Annotated in this window: 20 protein-coding genes and 1 riboswitch; of the genes, 19 read left to right on the forward strand and 1 reads right to left on the reverse strand. The window is 49.3% G+C overall.

What is annotated here, in order from left to right; genetic code table 11:
• Nucleotides 1-114 precede the first annotated feature (114 nt).
• From KP014_RS17060 to KP014_RS17150, 19 genes are all read left to right on the forward strand, one after another.
• Nucleotides 115-1,302, forward strand: coding sequence for an MGDG synthase family glycosyltransferase (locus tag KP014_RS17060; RefSeq protein ID WP_036597182.1), 1,188 nt, complete (start codon nucleotides 115-117; stop codon nucleotides 1,300-1,302).
• Nucleotides 1,289-2,503, forward strand: a complete 1,215-nt coding sequence (locus tag KP014_RS17065; protein ID WP_036597184.1) for an MFS transporter — start codon at nucleotides 1,289-1,291, stop codon at nucleotides 2,501-2,503. The genes KP014_RS17060 and KP014_RS17065 overlap by 14 nt, the downstream gene beginning before the upstream one ends.
• Nucleotides 2,504-2,672: 169 nt before the next feature.
• On the forward strand, nucleotides 2,673-3,470 hold the full coding sequence (locus tag KP014_RS17070; RefSeq protein WP_036597186.1) for a GNAT family N-acetyltransferase: 798 nt from the start codon (nucleotides 2,673-2,675) through the stop codon (nucleotides 3,468-3,470).
• A gap of 111 nt (nucleotides 3,471-3,581) precedes the next feature.
• On the forward strand, nucleotides 3,582-4,223 hold the full coding sequence (locus KP014_RS17075) for a GntR family transcriptional regulator (RefSeq protein WP_036597187.1): 642 nt from the start codon (nucleotides 3,582-3,584) through the stop codon (nucleotides 4,221-4,223).
• A 62-nt stretch (nucleotides 4,224-4,285) separates the two neighbouring features.
• Nucleotides 4,286-4,672, forward strand: coding sequence for a MerR family transcriptional regulator (locus tag KP014_RS17080; protein ID WP_036597188.1), 387 nt, complete (start codon nucleotides 4,286-4,288; stop codon nucleotides 4,670-4,672).
• A gap of 90 nt (nucleotides 4,673-4,762) precedes the next feature.
• Nucleotides 4,763-5,959 (forward strand): MFS transporter, encoded by a 1,197-nt coding sequence (locus KP014_RS17085; protein ID WP_036597189.1) that lies wholly within the window; start codon nucleotides 4,763-4,765, stop codon nucleotides 5,957-5,959.
• Between the two features lie 16 nt (nucleotides 5,960-5,975).
• Complete coding sequence (locus KP014_RS17090) at nucleotides 5,976-6,692, forward strand: SDR family oxidoreductase (protein ID WP_036597191.1); 717 nt, start codon at nucleotides 5,976-5,978, stop codon at nucleotides 6,690-6,692.
• 278 nt (nucleotides 6,693-6,970) lie between these two features.
• Nucleotides 6,971-7,489, forward strand: coding sequence for a sigma-70 family RNA polymerase sigma factor (locus KP014_RS17095; protein ID WP_036597194.1), 519 nt, complete (start codon nucleotides 6,971-6,973; stop codon nucleotides 7,487-7,489).
• A 29-nt stretch (nucleotides 7,490-7,518) separates the two neighbouring features.
• Nucleotides 7,519-8,646, forward strand: a complete 1,128-nt coding sequence (locus tag KP014_RS17100) for a hypothetical protein (RefSeq protein WP_036597195.1) — start codon at nucleotides 7,519-7,521, stop codon at nucleotides 8,644-8,646.
• Nucleotides 8,643-9,653, forward strand: coding sequence for an ABC transporter ATP-binding protein (locus tag KP014_RS17105; RefSeq protein ID WP_036597197.1), 1,011 nt, complete (start codon nucleotides 8,643-8,645; stop codon nucleotides 9,651-9,653). The genes KP014_RS17100 and KP014_RS17105 overlap by 4 nt, the downstream gene beginning before the upstream one ends.
• Nucleotides 9,650-10,531, forward strand: a complete 882-nt coding sequence (locus KP014_RS17110; RefSeq protein WP_036597199.1) for an ABC transporter permease — start codon at nucleotides 9,650-9,652, stop codon at nucleotides 10,529-10,531. Before KP014_RS17105 ends, KP014_RS17110 begins: the two co-directional genes overlap by 4 nt.
• A gap of 63 nt (nucleotides 10,532-10,594) precedes the next feature.
• Complete coding sequence (locus tag KP014_RS17115) at nucleotides 10,595-11,092, forward strand: LURP-one-related family protein (protein WP_036597201.1); 498 nt, start codon at nucleotides 10,595-10,597, stop codon at nucleotides 11,090-11,092.
• 293 nt (nucleotides 11,093-11,385) lie between these two features.
• Nucleotides 11,386-12,861 (forward strand): sugar porter family MFS transporter, encoded by a 1,476-nt coding sequence (locus KP014_RS17120; RefSeq protein ID WP_036597202.1) that lies wholly within the window; start codon nucleotides 11,386-11,388, stop codon nucleotides 12,859-12,861.
• A gap of 214 nt (nucleotides 12,862-13,075) precedes the next feature.
• Nucleotides 13,076-14,335, forward strand: a complete 1,260-nt coding sequence (locus tag KP014_RS17125) for an anaerobic sulfatase maturase (protein ID WP_051500231.1) — start codon at nucleotides 13,076-13,078, stop codon at nucleotides 14,333-14,335.
• 25 nt (nucleotides 14,336-14,360) lie between these two features.
• Nucleotides 14,361-14,549: riboswitch (cobalamin riboswitch) on the forward strand.
• A gap of 164 nt (nucleotides 14,550-14,713) precedes the next feature.
• Nucleotides 14,714-15,502: a HoxN/HupN/NixA family nickel/cobalt transporter gene (locus tag KP014_RS17130; RefSeq protein WP_036597205.1), complete on the forward strand. Its 789-nt coding sequence runs from the start codon at nucleotides 14,714-14,716 to the stop codon at nucleotides 15,500-15,502.
• A 119-nt stretch (nucleotides 15,503-15,621) separates the two neighbouring features.
• The gene (locus KP014_RS17135) at nucleotides 15,622-16,266 is read left to right on the forward strand and encodes an ABC transporter ATP-binding protein (RefSeq protein WP_036597207.1); all 645 of its coding nucleotides are present in this window, start codon (nucleotides 15,622-15,624) and stop codon (nucleotides 16,264-16,266) included.
• Entirely contained in the window at nucleotides 16,263-17,042 is a 780-nt protein-coding gene (locus tag KP014_RS17140; protein WP_036597208.1) for an ABC transporter permease, read from the forward strand. The genes KP014_RS17135 and KP014_RS17140 overlap by 4 nt, the downstream gene beginning before the upstream one ends.
• Before the next feature lie 267 nt (nucleotides 17,043-17,309).
• Nucleotides 17,310-18,323 carry a hypothetical protein gene (locus tag KP014_RS17145; protein ID WP_036597210.1) on the forward strand — a complete coding sequence of 338 codons (1,014 nt, stop codon included), beginning with the start codon at nucleotides 17,310-17,312 and terminating at the stop codon, nucleotides 18,321-18,323.
• A gap of 32 nt (nucleotides 18,324-18,355) precedes the next feature.
• Complete coding sequence (locus tag KP014_RS17150; protein WP_036597212.1) at nucleotides 18,356-18,631, forward strand: phosphopantetheine-binding protein; 276 nt, start codon at nucleotides 18,356-18,358, stop codon at nucleotides 18,629-18,631.
• Nucleotides 18,632-18,634: 3 nt separating this feature from the next.
• On the opposite strand, the gene KP014_RS17155 is transcribed toward KP014_RS17150, so the two are convergent.
• The gene (locus KP014_RS17155; protein ID WP_036597215.1) at nucleotides 18,635-19,480 is read right to left on the reverse strand and encodes a PIG-L deacetylase family protein; all 846 of its coding nucleotides are present in this window, start codon (nucleotides 19,478-19,480) and stop codon (nucleotides 18,635-18,637) included.
• Between the last annotated feature and the right edge of the window lie 45 nt (nucleotides 19,481-19,525).

Below are 19,525 nucleotides of genomic sequence, written 5' to 3' on the forward strand. Positions count from 1 at the left end.
TAATCAGGGATAGATCGCTAACGGGTATTTAATAATATATAGCGTATGGTTTAATCGTCCTCTTATGTTTAAGGATTACAGTAATATAATAAACTCGAACAAAGGAGACTTCCGATGAAACCCGATCCTGTGGTGCTTATTGTATCGTCTGCGTTCGGAGACGGTCACGCCAAGGTGGCTCAGGCCATTGAACAGTCCTTCCGATCCAGAGGGATAAACCAGGTGCATATTGTGGACCTTTTCGGTGAAGTGCATCCTTTGCTGAACGGAATTACGCGGACATTTTATTTAAAAAGCACCGCATATGCTCCGAATCTCTACGGAATCATGTACAATATGACAAGCAAAATGAAGCCGGATTACCCTTTAGGACAATTTTTGCATTCCATGGGCAAGCATAAAGTAAGGAAATTTCTGAATGACCTGCGGCCGGATCTAATCATTCACACTTATCCGTATTTAGCCGCTTCACAGCTTGGGATTGAGTCGCCAGGCAATGTTCCGATTTTTACGGTTCTGACCGACTATTGTCTGCATGGAAGATGGCTTCATCCCCGCACCATGAAGTATTTTATCCCCAGCGAAAGTATCAAGCAGGAACTGATGAAGGTTGGCGTAGCCGAAGATAGGATCTCGGTCAGCGGAATTCCGGTCCGTGCGGCATTTGCTGAGTCCGCCGATCGGGTTGAGCTGATACAGAAGCATGGGCTGCGGGAAGACCGGCGCTATATTCTGTTATCTGCGGGGGCATACGGCGTTTCCACTAAGGTTCGCAAGATATTAAAAAGCGTGCTGGAGCATACCGATTTCGACTCCATTGTACTCTGTGGAAATAATCAAAAGCTCCGCTTGTCGATAGAGGCTGACTACCGGAATAATGAACGTGTTCATATTCTCGGATATACCGATGAAATCCATGAGCTGATGTCCGTCTCCTCCTGTCTGCTGACCAAAGCAGGCGGAGTGACCCTTACCGAAGCTTTTGCGCTATCGCTGCCCGTTATCGTGTATTGTCCTCTTCCCGGCCAGGAAGCAGGAAACGCAAAAGCGCTGTCCCGTCAAAAAGTGCTATATACCGCGAGCACGGAAAAAGAATTGATCGGCCGTCTCCGGCTGCTGGAAATGAAGCCTTACCGCGAGGAAATTACACGTCAGATGAACGCCATATCCCAGAAGAATGCAGCCGATCGGATTGTAAGCGAAGTGCTGGAGACTCTGGAACACCGTCCTTCATATCTGGGGCAGCCGGTACATTCACTGCAAGTGGAAGGGAAGGCGAAGACTGCTCATGGATATCGCTAATAAGACAGTGGCGCTAGGTACAGCCATCCCCCGCTTGGGCCTGGCCCTCTTTTTCATAGAATGGGTGAGGGGGGCGTTTCTGGTCGCCTTTTTGCCTATATATGCGCTGGATCATCTTGGGCTGTCTGCAGCTGCGGTCGGGATTGCCGTATCGATTCATTATTTGACCGACAGCCTGATCAAAGGGTTCATCGGGTACCTGCTCGACCGACTGCCTCATCAAGCTGTGCTTCATAGCGGATTTGGCATTGCCTTGGCCGGATTGTTCCTGATGGTAACCACACACTATGCCGGTATTCTGATTGCAGCTTCGGCCTTGCTTGGAGCAGGCTTTTCACCGATCTGGATCATTTGCATGAGCCAGGTCAGGGAGGAGAACCGCGCCCGGCAGATGGGGAGCTTATACGTGTATTGGATGGCGGGTCTGGGCCTGGGAACGGTAATGATCAATGTGATCATGGACTGGGGGCTAAACGTATCTCTCCTTGTGATCGGACTCTTCTTTACCGCGGGCTGGATCGCCGCAGGTCTGACCCGGTTATCGGAGGCGCCGGCGCTCCGGGTTGAAATGACAGTAGGAGAGCAGTTTACCGCACTATGGCACAAAGTGAAAAGGGGCGGCTTTCTGGTGCCGGGGATGCTGCTGCAAACCGCAGCCGGGGGAATGATCGCGCCTTTATTAACAACCTTTGCCGTGAACCAGCTCGGTCTGTCCCACTCCGGACTTTCGCTAACGCTTCTGATCGGCGGGGGAGCTGCCGTACTGCTCATGGTGCCCATGGGCAGATTATTCGATATGATCGGCGGCAAATGGTTCCTGGTGCTGGGCTTCGCCGTATTTTCAGCATCGTTGTTTCTGCTGACCTCCGCAGCTTCTTTTGTTAGTGTCGTCGTGCTGGCGCTCATGATGGGCTGTGCCTATGCTACACTGCTGCCTTCCTGGAACGCACTGATGGCGCGATATATACCTGAGAGCTCGGTAGGGATGAGCTGGGGCCTGCTGTTCTCGGTTGAAGGCCTGGGCGCCGTGATCGGTCCCTTCGTTGGCGGCTGGCTCGCAAGCGGCGGCAATGAAATCATCCCGTTCAAGGTTAGCGCTTGTATATTCGGAGTAATCAGTCTCATTTATCTGCTCTCACCTGCCGCAATGTTCGCTCGTCCAGAGCGCCGGGCCAAACTTCAGCAGCAGGAAACCATTTAGCATACTGGCTGAACGATAAGCCGGGAGAACTTGGCCTCCGCCGAGATTCTTCCGGCTTTTTTACCGATTTTTCCGATGGGCGTTACCCGGTGCGGCAATTTGTTTACGCTTTGTCATTTCCATGTTATGTTATTTCTATTGATATTTAGACGATTGGCGGGGGGATCATATGATTCGTAAACTCAATGAACAAGACCGGGCGGAATTGCTAGCTTTTTTGGGAAAAGATCCGGCGCTGAATTTATTTTTGATTGCGGATGTGGAGAACTTTGGTTTTGATCAGGATTTCCAGGAGGTATGGGGCGAATTTGAACCGGAGAATGGGCTATTAAAGGCGGTTCTGCTGCGCTACGAGCATAATTACCTGCCCTACGCGGCTGGGCCATTTAATGTGCAGGGGTTTGCCGATATCATGAAGCAGGACGAAAGAATGGAAATGCTGTCCGGGTCAACCTCCATTGCCGGGCTGTTTAGCCAATACATAAGCATCCGTAAAGAGAAGAGCCTGCATTTTGCTGAGCTGAAAGAGCTGGAAGGTGAGAAAAGCTTACCGGCCTCTGCGGAGATATCCGCTCAGCGGGCGACTCTCCAAAATGTGGAATCCATTTGTTCGCTTATGGATGGGATTGAGGAGTTCGAAGTGAGCCCGGAAAGCTCGCGTTCAAGCATGCGGCGGACCTTGGAGACCGGAACGGGGCGCACTTATTTTGTGGAACGGGACGGGCGTACAGCTGCCGCGGCATCAACTACAGCTGAGAATTCGATGTCTGCGATGGTAGTGAGCGTAGCCACGCATCCGGATTACCGGGGGCAGGGTCTGGCAAGCCTGGTAGTAACGAAGCTGTGCTCCGATCTGGTGAGCGAAGGGAAGTCGCTGTGCCTGTTTTACGATAATCCGGACGCGGCCTCCATATACAAAAGAATCGGTTTCCGGGACATCGGCGACTGGTCGATGCTGTATAGATAGACAGCCGGGAAAGCTGAACTTAGAGAGGATTTTGTAATCTTTTTCGGCTGCGTTATACTGGATTATTGAAGACTTCATTGCCGATAATTTACTTGAAGGAGCGCGACACGCTTGCAGGAAAAACAAGAGAAAACGGGCTACAAATCCATAGCCCTTGACATCGCGGGACGAATCGTAAGCGGGGAATTCCCCGTCAACAGCAAAATCTCAGGGCGTTCACTTTTAGCGGGCATTTACCATGTATCTCCGGAGACGATCCGTAAAGCCATCGGTCTGCTGAAGGACGAGAATATTGTATCTGTGTCACAGGGCAAGGAAATTGTAATTACCTCCGACCAAAAGGCATTGGAATATACAACCCGAAACAACTACTTGAAATCCGCTTATTCACTAAAAGAGGACCTAACCAAACTGCTGGAGGAAAAGCATCAGATGGACCAAAAGTTCGAGGTGCTGCTAACCCAGATCATTGAAGCTTCGGACAGGCTCCAGAACCTGAAGCCTTATCATCCGGTAGAAATTAAAATAAACGAGAACTCCCATGTGGTTGGGAAAACGATCGGCAATTTGCAGTTTTGGCAAAATACCGGCGCGACGATCATCGCGCTTCGCAGAGGCACCGAGGTGACCATTTCTCCCGGACCGCTTGTCATATTAGGAGCTCATGATATTATTATTGCGGTCGGAGACGAGTACATGTACAAGCGAACCGAGCAGTTCATTAACCGGGTTACGGAAGACAAACAGGATTGACAACTGGCGAACTGTTTAATTATACTTACTATGACGTTAACGTAATGGTTGGAGGATAATAAATGGAGTCCAAAATGTTGATCGGAGAACTGGCTCGCAGAGCCGGGGTGACGCCCCGGACCGTTCGCCACTATCAAGAGCTCGGATTGCTCGGGAACGTTGAGCAGGAAAGTAACGGATATCATTATTACTCGGATGAATCGCTGCAGCGTCTGTACAAAATCAACGTTTTGAAAAAGTTAGGTCTAAGCCTGGAAGAAATTCAATCCGTCATCGATCTGTACTTTGAAGAAACGTCTATGATTAAAGGAAAGCAAAAGGTTCTCGGGATTTTGTCGAAGCATCTGGAAGAAACCGATAGAAAAATGGAGGCTCTAAATCAATTCAGACAAGAGATCCTGAATAACATGGCTCGGATTCAACTTATGATTGACGAAATGTCAGACTAAGAGATATCCGATCCATGCTTTTTACCCCCAAACCATTACGTTTACGTAAATGTCATTGTAATTGATGAAAAAAGGAGGATAGTTATTGAAATGAATAAATCTCACCTCGCTTATACGGCGACATTGTTGACCGTAACAGGGATTACTGTCGTTTCACTGCTTTACGTGATGATTCCGCTAACGCCTTATGTAATCTCGGAATTTTCCGTAACCCCGATTCAGGCCGTCTGGGCGAGCAGTATTTTCAGCATGGCTTTCGCCCTGGGGAATTTATTTTTCGGCACCTTGTCCGACAGAGTACCGAAGAAGCGATTAATTCTCGCTGGACTCATTCTTCTTGCGGGATGTACCTTATCCGTAGAAATGGCTGCTTCCTTTACCCCGTTCCTCTTACTTCGAGCCTTACAAGGATTTCTTGCCGCCTCGTTTCCTCCGGTCGCTCTTGCTTATGTCAGCGATGTGATTCCCCCGGCGCAGCGTCCGAACGTCATTTCTTACCTGAGCTGCGGATTTTTGCTTGCTGGAGTGATCGGACAAATATTCTCTGCGGAAGTGGCGGCGAACTGGGGGATGAAAGCTGTATTCGCATTATTAAGTTTCTTATACGTTATTTTGATCGTGCTCTCATTCTGGTTGCCGAAAGACCGGCCGAATGCTGAACGGCCCGTAAGCGGCGCCGGCGTTTTCGAAGTATTCCGTACTTTGGTAAGGATTCCGGCACTGCTTGTCACTTATGGGGCAGCGATAACGATTTTAATGAGCTTTGTCGCCATGTTCGTGGGTTTGAACGAGTTCGCGGTGCAGCATCTGCATCTAACTCCCGATCGCATTCTTTGGCTCAGACTTATCAGCATGCTCGGAATGATGTGCGCGTTGTTTAGCGGTTCTTGGATCCGCCGCTTCGGGCCGGTTCGAGTCCTCGTAGGAGGATTTCTCACCGCTGCGGCCGGATTAGCGGGGGAAGCGGCACTGTTGAACGTTCATATGGCGATGTTCAGCGCCGCGACGGTTATTTTTGTAGCGGGAATCGCCGCAGCCGTTCCGTCGATCATTTCCCGGATCGGAATGTTGGGCTCGGCCGGACGCGGCATGGCTCTGGCGCTTTACGGATTTTTCGTTTTCGTCGGAGCGAGTCTGGGCCCAATCTTGGCCGCTGCGTTAATGCCATTCGGATTCGCGGCTTTATGCGGGACTCTGTCCGTTATTATGCTTGCGGCGGCGGCCGTTATGGCGTGGAGTGCCAAACAATCCACGGATGATCAACGTTTGGATGCAGTAAATTCTTGAGAGGAGATGAATTGAAATGCAGGGGAAACGCATCATTGTAATCGGCGGCAGCTCCGGAATAGGTCTGGCGGCAGCGAAAAGGGCATCGGAACTTGGAGCGGAGGTTATCATTGCCGGGCGCTCCAAAGAACGGCTTGAACACGCGGCTGCAAGCTTGGATGGGGAGATTCGGACAAGGGCTCTTGATATGCGGAGCGAGGACGACCTTCGTACATTTTTTGCAGAAATCGGGAATTTCGATCATTTAGTGATTACGGCAGGGGAAATGAAGCACGGATTGGGCATGGTTCTGGACCTGGACGCAGCAAGCGCCAGAGAACAATTTGAGAGCCGCTTTTGGGGACCTTATCTGGCCATTCGTTACGGAGCGCCGGCTATTCGGGAAAGAGGCTCGATTACACTGACAAGCGGAGTGTTTGGCGATAAAGCGGTTCCGGGAGCGGCGGTACCATCCGCAGTGCATGGCGCCCTGGAAAACTTAGGCCGGGTATTGGCCGCTGAGCTTGCTCCGGTGCGGGTTAACGTCGTGTCCCCTGGATATGTTGATACGCCGATGCACGACGGAATGCCGCCAGAGCAAAAGAAAGCCTGGTTTGAACAAACGGCAGCCACCTTACCGGTACGTCGTATTGCTTCAGCAGACGATATTGCGGGCGCGATCCTATTTTTGTTGGAAAATACGAATACGACAGGGATCACGCTGACCGTGGACGGAGGAGCCAGACTCGTCTGAGAGCCTAAGTTCATGCCGGCAAGTCAATTTCTAGTGAGTAGAAATAGCCTGTAGACTAAGTCCGCTTAAATGCGAACGAAGTCTGCAGGCTTTTTTTATGAACATCTCTGAGCGGTATTACCACTATTTAAGGCCATTCGCTTCAGGAGCGGAGACGGTCATTCAGCGATTGGAGAAGTTTTGGGGATTTGTGTTACTCTTGATCCGATATCCTGATACAAAAAGCAACTGGCGGCCGTCTTATATATAGCTGCAGCTAATTAAGGAGGCATTACAAAATGGAAATTCCGGAATCCGAACGTTTTCGATCGATATTTTATGAGCACTACCCTGCTGTCCGGCGCAAATTGGTCGCTCTCGTGCGCGATGAGGCGTCAGCCGATGATCTGGCTCAGGACGTGTTCTTGCGATTATACCGCAATCCCCCGGACGACCCGGCGGCGCTGGGCGCTTGGCTCCACCGTGTGCTTACCCGAATCGGATATGATTTTCTGGAGAAGCAAGCAAGGGAAAGGCGGCTGCAGAGCAAGCAGGAGCTGATGTATGACGCGGAGGCATCGCCGCCATCGGGTGAAGAATTGATTATGCGCAAGCTGGATCAGGAGGATGTGCGGGAATGGCTGGATGAGCTGCCCGAGCGTGACAGACAGGCGCTTCTCCTCCGATATTCAGGTTACAGTTATGCGGAGATCGCCGGCGAACTTGGTGTCAGGCCTCCGGTTGTAGGGACGCTGCTGAACCGGGCTACGGAAAGGCTGAAAGCCACTGCATCCAAATCGCTGCCGCAAATGGACTGACAGTTTAATTTTAAGGAGGATGTTGATTAATGAATAACTATTCTGCAAATGACGATAAAGAGAAGCAAAGAACGGATGAGGCATGGGCAAGACTGCAGGAGACGCTTGCGGGCGAGCCACTCAATCACAAATGGGCGGAATGGGACCGGAAAGCGGAAGCGGCAAAGCTTGAAGCGCTGGAACAAGCTGGATATCTTTCCGGTACAGATTCCCGTACGGCTGAGGAGCTGGGTTATGCAGAGCGGCAAGACCCCGTTACCGGCAGTACCGGAGATAGAAGCCATACACGCCGTCCGAGGATGAACCGCCGCCGGAAATGGGCGATGGCTGCCGCTGGTATGACCATTGTTGCTGCCATCCTCGCTACCCCTGTAGGCAACACGGCGATGGCCGCCATCCTCAATCAGTTCCGTATGCAGTCGGTAACGGTTGTCAATGAGGACGATCTGCGGAACATGTTCAATTCGGTTAGCGAGAACGGCGACCTGAAAGAGACTTTTAACAAGTTTGGTTCCTTTTCAAGCAGTTCAGGCACAATCAGCGGAATGATCAAGCCGGAGCAGGTTAAGGACAAGTTAGGGTATGCGCCGTTAAGCGCGGCTTTGTCTAATGAAGGAGCGGAGTTAACCGTATATCCTTCCGAGAAAATTACACTTAATCTTAATGTAGATGAAGTTAATAAAGCGATGAAACGTTTGGGCGCCGAGCAGCTGCTGCCGGAATCCATTGACGGAAAACCCATTACGCTGCACGTTCCGGAAGCCGTGAACTATGATCTGTCCCCTGATAGCGACCATTGGGCTAACCTGACCCAAATGAATACTCCCGTAATAACCGTAGACCCTTCGATCAAGGTAGAAGAAGCGGTGGAAGCCGTTATCAATTTCCCCCTGCTGCCGGATTCTTTGAAATCAAGCCTCAAGCAGAGCAGTATTCTGGCGGGTGAAGTTCCGATACCGGTCGTTTCGCAAGACAATGCCGAGCAAATAACGGTAGAGGGTACGAATATTCTTGTAAATCGCCACGAATACGATCAATCCACGATCTATGATGCCGTTTGGGTAAAGAACGGACAATTGTTTCAGTTATCCGGCGGAAATGTGTATACCACCAAAGAGAAGATAACCGCTAAGGTTCAGGAGTTGATTCAATCATGAGTGTACCGGCGATAGAAACACGGGCCCTTACTAAAGAATATAATAACGGACGCGGCTGCCGGGATGTAAGCATTACCGTAGGGAAAGGGGAAGCCTTCGGCTTCCTCGGCCCTAACGGCGCAGGCAAAAGCACCTTTGTCAAAATGCTGGTCGGGCTGATTACACCCTCAAGCGGCAGCGCCGCTCTGCTGGGCTACAAGATCGGCTCTCTTGCGGCGAAGTCGCTAATCGGTTATTTACCTGAATTATACCGCTACCAGGAGTGGATGACCGGAGAAGAAGTGGTGGAGCTTCATGCGCGGCTATGCCGTATGGAGCGTTCGGTGGCTGCCAAGCGGGTTCCGGCGCTTCTTGAGGAAGTAGGACTTGGACAGCGGGGAAGGGACAGAGTCAAGCATTACTCCAAGGGGATGCAGCAGCGTCTGGGACTAGCCTGCGCGCTGGTCAATGATCCCGAGATCATTTTTCTGGATGAGCCGTCATCGGCGCTGGACCCGATTGGACGCAGGGAAGTCCGCAATATTCTGGAGAAGCTGAAGGAGCGGGGCAAGACGATCTTTCTCAACTCCCATCTGCTGGAGGAGGTTGAGCTGCTGTGCGACCGGATGGCGCTGTTGAATAACGGTGTTATCCTGCGGCACGGCAGTGTGTCCGAGGTGCTTCGCAAACAAACGAAGTGGCTTTTTAAAGTGGGCGGATTCACGCCTTTTTTGCGTTCCTGGCTGAATGAACAGACGGGTCTGCACATCAGGCTGTCTTCCCGCCAGGAGCAGTCTATCCATGGGGAGCGTAATAGCGTAGACCAGCTTCACTATGGACAGTCGCAGGATGAAAGTGTTGTATGGCTGGAAGCGGAACTAGACAGCGAGGAGCAAGCGGGCTGGCTCAATGCGCTCATCGTGGAGCAAGGAATGACGCTTTATGAAGTCACGCGTGAACAAGAACGTCTGGAAGAGTGGTTCGTGAATACCGTATCCGGACTTGACCACAGAGGTGAACGGGAATGAGGATCATTTGGAGCATAACCTGGAAAGAAATGCTGCGAAAGAAAGTGCTGCTGCTCACACTGCTCATGACTGCAGTATTTCTTTTAGGGTTCTGGTTTGTGGCAAGCGCAATCGGGGATCAAGGCACGCCCCAAGGGCTCGGCGACAGCGGAGAAGCATTGATTAACCGATTTGCAAATGGTGCGATTATAGTGACACTTGGTTTTTTATTCGGGTCGTTTGTGCTCGCGTTTCTGGCGATATTCACTTCTTTCTCGGCCATCGCGGGGGAAGCGGAGCAGGGTGTGCTTCAGGCGCTTCTGTCCCGCCCGCTTCCGAGGTGGAAGTGGTATGCCGGGCGTTGGCTAGGGTATGTAACCGTGGGAATCGCATACGCGCTGCTGCTGTTTATTTTCATTCTGCTCATTACCCGGGCGCATGCGGCGATTCCATTAGATCCAGCAGCCTGGATCAAATCATTTCTGCTGTTCTCCTTAGCCGTCCCTCTGCTCGTGACCGTGTCCATGCTCGGCTCCGGATTATTCTCTGCCATAGGTAACGGGGTCTTTATGACGATGTTGTATGGAGCAAGCTGGCTGGGAGGCATGATTGAACGGATCGGCTCAGGCTTCACCAATGATCCGGCTGTGACGGAATCGCTGAACCGCCTTACCGGAATCATATCGCTGATCATGCCCGCGGACGGTCTGCAGCGCAAAATGATTGCCGAGTTGTTCAGCTTTGACGAATTGAGCGGAATGGTTCCTTTCGACGTGTCTTCATCCGGAATCAACAATTTTTCCTCGGTACCCTCAAATTCCTTTGTTACATATGCCATCGTGTACACCGTTGCAGCTTTTATAATAGGGATACTTCGTTTCAAGTCCAAAGATTTATGATAGTTGGGAATAAATGTAACCTTGCCTCCTTTACATCGTATTGTTCCGGAGGAGGCGAGGTTAATGGATTTATATTTTCGGGATAATTTTTTTAATGCAGGTGTTACGGAGATTCTGAATGAACAGGAAGAGAACGCAGGTCATATAGATTTGAGGAGTGCTTTTGGCTCTGCAATCGATGTGTACGGGCAGAATGGCGAGCTGCTGTGCAAAGGACATTTTCCATTCTTCTCTAACAAATGGGAGGTTACCGGTCCCGAAGGGGAGCTCTTAGGTGTGCTTCGAAGCAGATTTGCACTTTTCACAAAGAAATTTACGTATGAAACCGAAGGACGAGGGAGTTACGAGATAACTTCCCCGGCATTTTCAAGAGAATATGAGATATCCGATGAATCCGAAATCATTGCCAGTTTTAGACAAGTGAACGGCTGGTTTTCTTCAGGGGCTTATCTTCTGAACAATCAATGCGATTATTTGGATACTTACGAGCTTGTGGCGGTGATCATGGGAATGCATGCAATTCAGAAAAGACAGCGTGCAGCGGCAAACAGCGCAACCTAATCAGTGTTTCATTAACGGGGAACGTTAGCTCAATAAAAGCAGCGACAGCCTAAGACTTTATTCGAGTCCTAGTCCGCCGCTGTTTCTTTACATTTATCCCGCTTCTCCCCCCATGCATAACTCGATAAGCGAAGCCTCCGACAACCTACAACCTACAACTCGTATAATAGTTGTGGGTTGTCAGTTGTGAAATGATTTGTTATAGTTATGAAAGCAAATGAAATGACATGAAATGGACGGAACTTACAGCGAAAAGGATTCGTTTGCGCAACAGATTCAGGGAGGGAAACGATATGAATACTGTAGTAGAGGCGGAGACCAACACGCAGAAAAATAATCCAAAGAGGAATCTGCGGATCATCGCTATCATTTCCACGCTGGGCGGACTTCTTTTCGGATACGACACCGGGGTAATCAATGGCGCGCTGCCTTACATGTCAAGCGTCGACCAACTGAATTTGAGCGCTTTTACGGAAGGATTGGTCACGAGTTCACTGCTGCTGGGAGCGGCATTCGGCGCAGTGTTCGGCGGGCGATTATCCGATCGCTTCGGCCGGCGCACCATGATTCTTTATCTCGCCATGCTGTTTCTTTTTGCTACAATCGGATGTTCGCTGGCGCCTAATGTGGACTTAATGGTCGTCTTCCGGTTTATCCTCGGGCTTGCCGTCGGCGGCGCATCCGTGACCGTTCCGACGTTCCTATCGGAAATCTCGCCGGCGGAACGGCGGGGCCAGATGGTCACCCAGAATGAATTGATGATTGTTTCGGGGCAGCTGTTAGCCTATATTTTTAATGCGGTTCTTGGCACTATATTTGGTGAAACCAATCACATCTGGCGGTATATGATCGTTATTGCGACACTGCCGGCTGTACTATTGTGGTTTGGTATGCTGTTTGTTCCGAAGAGCCCGCGCTGGCTTGCATCAAAGGGCAAAATAGGTGAGGCTCTGGAAGTGCTTCGGCAGGTGCGTGAGGAACAGCAGGCAAAGGCCGAGATTATAGAAATTAAAAGATCCCTCAATGCCGAAGAAAGCATGGAACAAGCGAAATTCAAGGATTTGAATCAGCCTTGGATTCGCCGGATTCTCTTTATCGGGATCGGGGTCGCAATTGTTCAGCAAATTACCGGGATCAACTCGATTATGTATTACGGTACGGAAATTCTGCGGAATGCGGGTTTCTCTACGAAGGCGGCGCTCATCGGCAATATTGTAAACGGGATAATATCCGTTGCGGCGACGTTCTTCGGTATCTGGCTTCTGGGCCGAATCGGCCGGCGTACGATGATGATTAGAGGCTTGATGGGAACGACATTATCGCTGCTGCTGATCGGTGCTAGTTCTTACCTGCTTGAAGGAACGGCTGTGCTGCCATATATGGTGCTAAGTCTGACCGTTATCTTTCTTGCCTTCCAGCAGGCGGCCATATCGCCGGTATCCTGGCTGATGCTTTCCGAGATCTTCCCGCAAAAAGTCAGAGGGCTTGGGATGGGGGTAACCACCTTTTGCCTCTGGATCGCGAACTTTACAATCGGCCTGGTCTTCCCGACACTGCTTAAAGGAATCGGCTTATCGATGACATTCTTCATTTTCTTCGCCTTGGGCCTGCTGGCAATACTGTTCGTAAAGAAATACCTGCCGGAGACCAAAGGAAAATCACTGGAAGAAGTGGAGCAATATTTCCGCAGCCTTGATGACACACAAATAGCTGCACAGCAAAAAAGCAAAAAGCCAAGCATAAGCTTGAAACAACCGGTATCCCGTTGACAGAACAGCGGTGGAAATAACAAATTAAAAAAATAGAAGTTGACAAATTAATATCCTGAGGTTAATATTCAAGACACCGTGATAACCGAGTAAATAAATTGGAATTAAACGGGCTGTCGAATAATGTTGACCGGAACTTCGGAGACGTCATTCCATGAATCTATGGAATACGTCTCTTTTTTTCGGGTGGTAGAGACTAGGAGGGTGAGAACACATGGGCTGCGGGGGCTTAACACTGGAACATCGGCATATAGGCGTGATGTGGAAGACGGTTTCGGAGGACTGCAACCTGGCCTGTGATTACTGCTACTACAGTACATGTGGCGGCAAGCCGGGACCCAAGATCAACCGGATTGATTCCGCCATTCTGGAAAAATTCATTAAAGAATATATGGCCCGGTCACGGGGAGCGGCTTCCTTTGCCTGGCAGGGAGGGGAGCCGCTGCTCGCGGGTCTGGATTTCTTTGAGGAGGTTGTATCGCTTCAGGCTCGTTATGCTCCGAAAGGGACAAGCATCGGCAATTCCATTCAGACGAACGGGACGTTGATTAACGACCGCTGGGCGGCTTTTTTTAAAAAATACAATTTTCTGGTCGGCGTAAGTCTGGACGGTCCTGAAGCTATTCATGACGCGCGGCGGGTGGACTCGCGCGGGCAGGGCAGCTTTCACCGGGTAATGAAGGGGATCGAGCAATTACGGCGGCATAACGTGGATTTCAATATATTGTCCGTCATTCACAAAGGCAATGTAGGTAATGCTGCCGAGATCATGGCTTTCTTTGAACAGGAAGGCTTCAGCTACGTCCAGTTCATTCCTTGCATGGATTTCCGGTCGCAGGAGCCGGACAAGCCGGGTGTTTACGATATTACGCCTGCGGAATACGGCCGATTTTTGCGTGAAGCCTTCGATTATTGGTATAACGGAGGGAATCCGCGGGTTTCCGTGCGTTTTTTTGACAACATGCTGGCCGGTTATACGAATCGGGAGGCAGAGCTGTGCATTCATCGAGCCGAGTGCCCGACCACGATTATTCTAGAGCAGAACGGAGACGCCTATCCGTGCGACTTTTACATTTCTCCTGAATGGAAAATCGGCAACGTGGCAACACACTCCATTGAAGACATTTTGAAGCATCCGTTGTACAATCGATTTCTTGGGATGAAGCCTACGCTGCCGGAGGGATGCCGGAGCTGCGAATGGAAACGTCTCTGTCATGGCGGTTGCCCGCGCAACCGGGAATGGGGAGCGGAGCTAGAGGCCAAGGGCAGAGATTATTTTTGCGCCAGCTATAAGGAGATTTATGCATATGCAGACGAGCGGATGAAGCAGCTTGGAGACAGCGTCAGAAGCAACCTGTTCTGCCAAAACGTGCAGATTTACTTAAAAGGAAAGCTCCCAGACCGCAACGATCCTTGCGCCTGCGGCAGCGGCAAGAAATATAAGCAGTGCTGCTTGGGACTGGTCACAGTCTGATTTTAGAATTAAAATCAGATTAATTTCATATATTGCAACCAGGTGCCCTTGCGAGATCAAGGGGTAACAGGGAATCGGGTGAAAATCCCGAGCGGTCCCGCCGCTGTAACCGAGGAGCCTCCTTCTTTTATGTCACTCAGCAGCAAGTCTGGGGAAGACAGAAGGCAGGCAATGATACGGAAGCCAGAAGACCTACCTGGATGTGCACACCAATCATGCCTTCGGAGAAAAGGAGTGGTGACGAAACATGAACTCGCATTTTAGCTCTGCTAAACATGTCGTTTATAAACGTTCCCATTGGTAAGTCCCGAATCTGCAAAGGTTGCCCCGGGGCTTTTTTTGTGTGAAAAAATAGGATTAAGAAAGAGGGAATCATCAATGTCAACGATATCGCTTATACTTCTTGTTTTTGTGCTGGGTCTACGTCATGGACTGGATGCGGATCATTTAGCTTTTATTGATGGACAAACCCGTTACAATTGGCGGATGGGCAGCCCGATCGCCCGCTTTGTAGGTACACTGTTTTCATTTGGTCATGGAGCAGTCGTGGCTGGTATGGCGACAATTCTCGGAATGTTTACCCAAAATTTTAGATTTCCTGAGTACTTTGATACCTTTGCAACCTGGGTATCAATCATATCCCTATTTATCATTGGAACCATAAATATTATTAATCTAATGCGTTCCAAATTTAAAAATGAGGAATTTAAACTTAAGGGGATTAAAGGGAAGTTTATTTCGAATGTTGCGCGGGGAACAACAAATCCATTTTTAATTATTTTAGTAGGAGGGATCTTCGCACTGGCTGCCGAGACCATTAGTCAAACGTCTGTTTGGGCACTAGCAGCCGCCGGCAATTCATTCACATACATGCCTCTAATTCTGGGACTTATTTTTATGCTTGGAATGATGATTACCGATACCATCGATTCTCTAATTACGTTCAGAATGATGAACCAATCAAGCAGTTTGGGGCAATCGGCTTCAAGAATCATTGGATGGGTGATTGTTGCGCTCGCTTATGGTGTTTCTTTCTATCAGGCATTCACTTACTTTAATCCTTGGGCAGAACTTGATTTCGAAATCGTAGGGATTATTATTTTCTTATTCTTACTTCTTTGCTTTGTCCTTGTTAATGTGCGAGCGAAGTTAAAGACAGTCCGTTGATGAATCCACTTATTTATTTTGCAAGGTTTGACGCTTCGCGGCTATTTGAGTACCATCAATAATGAATTTCGATATCGATAATCAACGAGTGACCGCATGGCCAAAAGGAGAGGGCGACGATGTTCCGGTTAAAGGGAGTAAAAGCCAGAGGGGTTCTGTCCATCACAGACTTAACGATACCTGCAAAGAGAATAACCTGCATTGTAGGTGAGAGCGGCAGCGGAAAGACAACCTTGCTTCGGTTGTTGAACCAGTTGGACAGCCCGGATGAAGGCGAGATTTGGCTGGGTCAACATCTTTCGAGTGAAATGGACCCCACCCAGTGGAGGAGAGGTGCGGTGATGGTGCCGCAAGCCACGATCACGTTCAAAGGGACGATAAGAGATAACCTGCAGATCGGTTTGTCTTTTGCCGGTAAGCCTGAAGCATCCAATGAACAATTGGAGGAGGCGCTTCATCTCGCCAGTCTGGAGAAAGATATGGAACAAAATGCGGAGGATCTCTCAGGCGGGGAAAAGCAGCGTTTAGCCCTTGCAAGGGCTATTGTGATGAATCCGATGGCGCTCCTTCTGGATGAACCGACTTCAGCACTGGATGAAGACACTGCGGATACGGTAATGCAGAGATTGACCACATTCATTCGTGAAAACGGCAAGACACTCGTCATGATTACGCATTCCCGTTACATTGCCGATACATACGCCGATTTTGTTATTGAAATGAAAAATGGAGTGCCGCAGGGGAACGGGAGGGATGTTGAGTGAACGGAACGATTGATTTATTATTTTGGCAGCTGGCCGCAGCCTATTTGTTCGTGATTCTTCTGATTGTAATCGTCAGAATTAAAGGTATCCCGCGTGAAAAGGAGATATTGATCGCAACAGCTCGAATGACCCTTCAGCTCATTCTGGTCGGGTACCTGCTGGTATACGTATTTGGGCACGCTCATCCGGTGTATACCTTGCTGCTTGTGGCTGTTATGCTTGTGTTTTCTATCCGGACGATTAATAAACGGGCAAAAGGAAAACTGTCCAAAGCCATGAAACGAAGCATTGCATTTTCGATGACTTCCGGGATTTTGGTCAGCCTTCTCTATTTTATTTTCATCGTCTTGCAGCTGGCGCCCTGGTACGAACCAAGGTATGTCATTCCAATAGCTGGGATGATTGTTGGCAATTCGATGACAGGGATCGCGTTAGGCGTGAATTCCCTGACCGAAGGCATGCACGGCCAAAAAGATAAAGTGGAGGCGGCGCTCATGCTTGGGGCAACACCGAAAATGGCCGCGCGGGAAATTGTCAACCAGGCATTCGATTCCGCTATGCTGCCCACCATTAATTCGATGGTCGGTATGGGTATCGTGTTCTTACCTGGAATGATGACGGGACAAATCTTGTCCGGAACATCGCCAATCGTAGCCGTCGAATACCAGATAGCTATTATGCTGGGTATTGTCGGGAGCGTCTCGTTATCCGTAATACTTTTCGTACAGCTCGGCTACCGTACATTCTTTAACCACCGCAGCCAGCTTGAATTATAAACGTTTAAACCTCACTTCTCCTGCCCGGCTATTCACCGGACGTTCCGGGTACAAATAACCGGCAGGCCCCTTTTTTTTCCGTTTCTTCTAATCCCATTTCCTTTCAAGATTTATGCTGCGTTCCCTTTGCTGAATTTTTTTCTGGAAAAAATAACATAAAAGATGTATATTATATCCATATTACTTGGTTTTATATGGTATAACAGAACTTGATTACCAGTAATTACAGCTCGGCCCTCATATGAGGAAACTAAAAAGGAGGATTGCATGAGCAGCTCAAAAATTTTACCGATGCAATACCCGATTATCACATCATGGCAATGGCAGGCGAATTCGTTCGCCGTATTAGGCAATTATCCGGAAACGGAACCTTGGATTATGAACCACTTTATTCAGCTTCAGCTCACCTCTAATCCAGGCTGGATCAGCTCGTACGTAGATTTTCACCGGACACCTACATTCGAGTTCTGCCCGTGGCTGTTTCATCAGCATTTGAAGCGGGAAACGGTGCGTTTTTTCAATGAAGACATTTGCTCTTTCTTCGTGGACTGCATCAATCTGAACAATTACATATACGGTGTGTTCGATCAGGCCTATTTTATACAGGGTCATGACCGGCTGCCGCATGATCTGTTTATTTACGGATATGATCTGGAGCGCCAAGTGTTCCATGCGGCTGATTTTACGTTTACGGGCAAATATTCTTTCGCGGAGGTTCCGTTCGAGCAGCTGGAGAAGGCGTACCACGCGATAGAAGGGGACGAGGATTGGCTTTTTTCCGGCAAGGGCGGCTTATCGTTAATCAGCTTTAATGACTCGCTAGGCTATGATTTTAATCTATCGAATCTGGCGGAGCAGATGGAGGGCTTTTTAACGGGGCATAACTGCTTTGAGAAAAGCAGGGAAATGACCCACCGGACAAATCCTTGCGTATACGGACTGGCAGTCTATGACAAATTGATTGAGAATCTTATCAAGATTCAGGATAAAGAGCAGGGAGCCGATTACCGGCCGTTTCATGTGCTATGTGACCATAAAGCGCTCATGCTGCGCCGGATTCCCTTCCTGGAGCGGCACGGATATTTGAAGCCGGGTACTGGGGTTCTGGAACGTTACCAAAGCCTAGAAAATGATGCTCTCCTGTGCAGAAACTTGCTTATCAAGTATATGGTTACGGAACAATCGTCAATTATCGACAAAATAATAACAAAAATAAGAAAAATTAGAAACGAAGAAGAAGAGCAAATTAAAATCTTATTATCGAATTTGGTGATAGCCTAATTGTTAAATGATGGATGAAAGGAGTGTGAGGCATGAGTAAGCAAGGTGTTACCGAGCAAATTATTCAACTGATCAAGCAAAAAATATCGTCTTCCCCAGGCTCATCCTCTGAGGACGCGTCCATTACGGCTGACACGCTGCTGCGCGATGTGTGGCTTAGACTGGAGTCGATTCAGGTCGTTGAACTTGTCGTAGAGTTGGAGACGGAATACGAGACGGAGCTGCCGGATGAACTCCTGGGCCAGATAGACAGAAGCTCATTAAATGTAGCCGATCTGGCCGCAATGGTTACAGGTAATGCAGTCTAGCCCTTATGTACCGCTCTCGCTAAGAGGCACAGGCTCGTTGGCATCCGCCGTGTAAACTCTAAAGAAATAATTGCCGCTTTCAGGACCTTGAAGCTTGGATTGACGAGCCGCTCCTCTTGCATGTTCCGCCATTTGCCTCAGCATGCTGAATCTAGACGTCCAAAGCAGGCTGATTTGCGAGCCGTATTTCAAGGCTGCATTTAATTTGGCTGTTAAGTTGCTGCGCCCAAGCTTGACTGATCTTTCAATTAGTCCCGCGGCGAGCTCGGTTCTCCAGGTTAAGTCATTATTAAAGCATAGATAAGGCAGGTCTTCATAGTAAATCAACCGAATGTGCCCGCCTGTACTGTTCCCGGCTCGAAGCCCGCACCGCTCGGCAGCCTGACGGACGAGGCAGTGATCAATATGTCTTCCGATTCCAAGCGGCACGTAAATGCCATCATAATTTTCAAATTGGATTTGTGAAGACAGTACGGAGACGATCTCTTCCATCACCTGATGTTCAGTCCTCACTTCCGTATTGAACAACTCGTTCAGCTTGCTGTATACAGGGCTGCCGTCTTTATTTTTACGATAAATGCATTCCAGCAGGTTGAGATGCAGGACGCTGGCGCCGAGCGCCTTAGCAGCATGAATATCCTCTTCCCGGCGGACGTCCATCGTATCCATCCCGAGCCCGAATTTTTTGTGAAGGATTCTGGCCAGCATGGACAACTCCGTTCCCATACCCGTAAAGACTGTGGCAATCGTAACCCGGTAATTGTTATGTACAAGCGCATCGATGTAATCGCCGCAGGACAGGATCGCATCGTCCAAATGGGCGGAAATAAACAAAACATGTTGTGACATAAGGCCCTCCTTTGCATTGTGATTACAATTATATACTAATCTAGT

It is taken from the genome of Paenibacillus sophorae (genome assembly GCF_018966525.1).
In the GTDB taxonomy this organism is placed as follows: Bacteria; Bacillota; Bacilli; order Paenibacillales; family Paenibacillaceae; genus Paenibacillus_AQ; species Paenibacillus_AQ sophorae.

Excerpts from the sequence above, each read along its gene's own strand:
- KP014_RS17060 (WP_036597182.1), top strand. The coding sequence starts at position 115 with ATGAAACCCGATCCTGTGGTGCTTATTGTATCGTCTGCGTTCGGAGAC.
- KP014_RS17065 (WP_036597184.1), top strand. The coding sequence starts at position 1,289 with ATGGATATCGCTAATAAGACAGTGGCGCTAGGTACAGCCATCCCCCGC.
- KP014_RS17070 (WP_036597186.1), top strand. The coding sequence starts at position 2,673 with ATGATTCGTAAACTCAATGAACAAGACCGGGCGGAATTGCTAGCTTTT.
- KP014_RS17080 (WP_036597188.1), top strand. The coding sequence starts at position 4,286 with ATGGAGTCCAAAATGTTGATCGGAGAACTGGCTCGCAGAGCCGGGGTG.
- KP014_RS17085 (WP_036597189.1), top strand. The coding sequence starts at position 4,763 with ATGAATAAATCTCACCTCGCTTATACGGCGACATTGTTGACCGTAACA.
- KP014_RS17090 (WP_036597191.1), top strand. The coding sequence starts at position 5,976 with ATGCAGGGGAAACGCATCATTGTAATCGGCGGCAGCTCCGGAATAGGT.
- KP014_RS17095 (WP_036597194.1), top strand. The coding sequence starts at position 6,971 with ATGGAAATTCCGGAATCCGAACGTTTTCGATCGATATTTTATGAGCAC.
- KP014_RS17100 (WP_036597195.1), top strand. The coding sequence starts at position 7,519 with ATGAATAACTATTCTGCAAATGACGATAAAGAGAAGCAAAGAACGGAT.
- KP014_RS17105 (WP_036597197.1), top strand. The coding sequence starts at position 8,643 with ATGAGTGTACCGGCGATAGAAACACGGGCCCTTACTAAAGAATATAAT.
- KP014_RS17110 (WP_036597199.1), top strand. The coding sequence starts at position 9,650 with ATGAGGATCATTTGGAGCATAACCTGGAAAGAAATGCTGCGAAAGAAA.
- KP014_RS17115 (WP_036597201.1), top strand. The coding sequence starts at position 10,595 with ATGGATTTATATTTTCGGGATAATTTTTTTAATGCAGGTGTTACGGAG.
- KP014_RS17120 (WP_036597202.1), top strand. The coding sequence starts at position 11,386 with ATGAATACTGTAGTAGAGGCGGAGACCAACACGCAGAAAAATAATCCA.
- KP014_RS17125 (WP_051500231.1), top strand. The coding sequence starts at position 13,076 with ATGGGCTGCGGGGGCTTAACACTGGAACATCGGCATATAGGCGTGATG.
- KP014_RS17130 (WP_036597205.1), top strand. The coding sequence starts at position 14,714 with ATGTCAACGATATCGCTTATACTTCTTGTTTTTGTGCTGGGTCTACGT.
- KP014_RS17135 (WP_036597207.1), top strand. The coding sequence starts at position 15,622 with ATGTTCCGGTTAAAGGGAGTAAAAGCCAGAGGGGTTCTGTCCATCACA.
- KP014_RS17145 (WP_036597210.1), top strand. The coding sequence starts at position 17,310 with ATGAGCAGCTCAAAAATTTTACCGATGCAATACCCGATTATCACATCA.
- KP014_RS17150 (WP_036597212.1), top strand. The coding sequence starts at position 18,356 with ATGAGTAAGCAAGGTGTTACCGAGCAAATTATTCAACTGATCAAGCAA.
- KP014_RS17155 (WP_036597215.1), bottom strand. The coding sequence starts at position 19,480 with ATGTCACAACATGTTTTGTTTATTTCCGCCCATTTGGACGATGCGATC.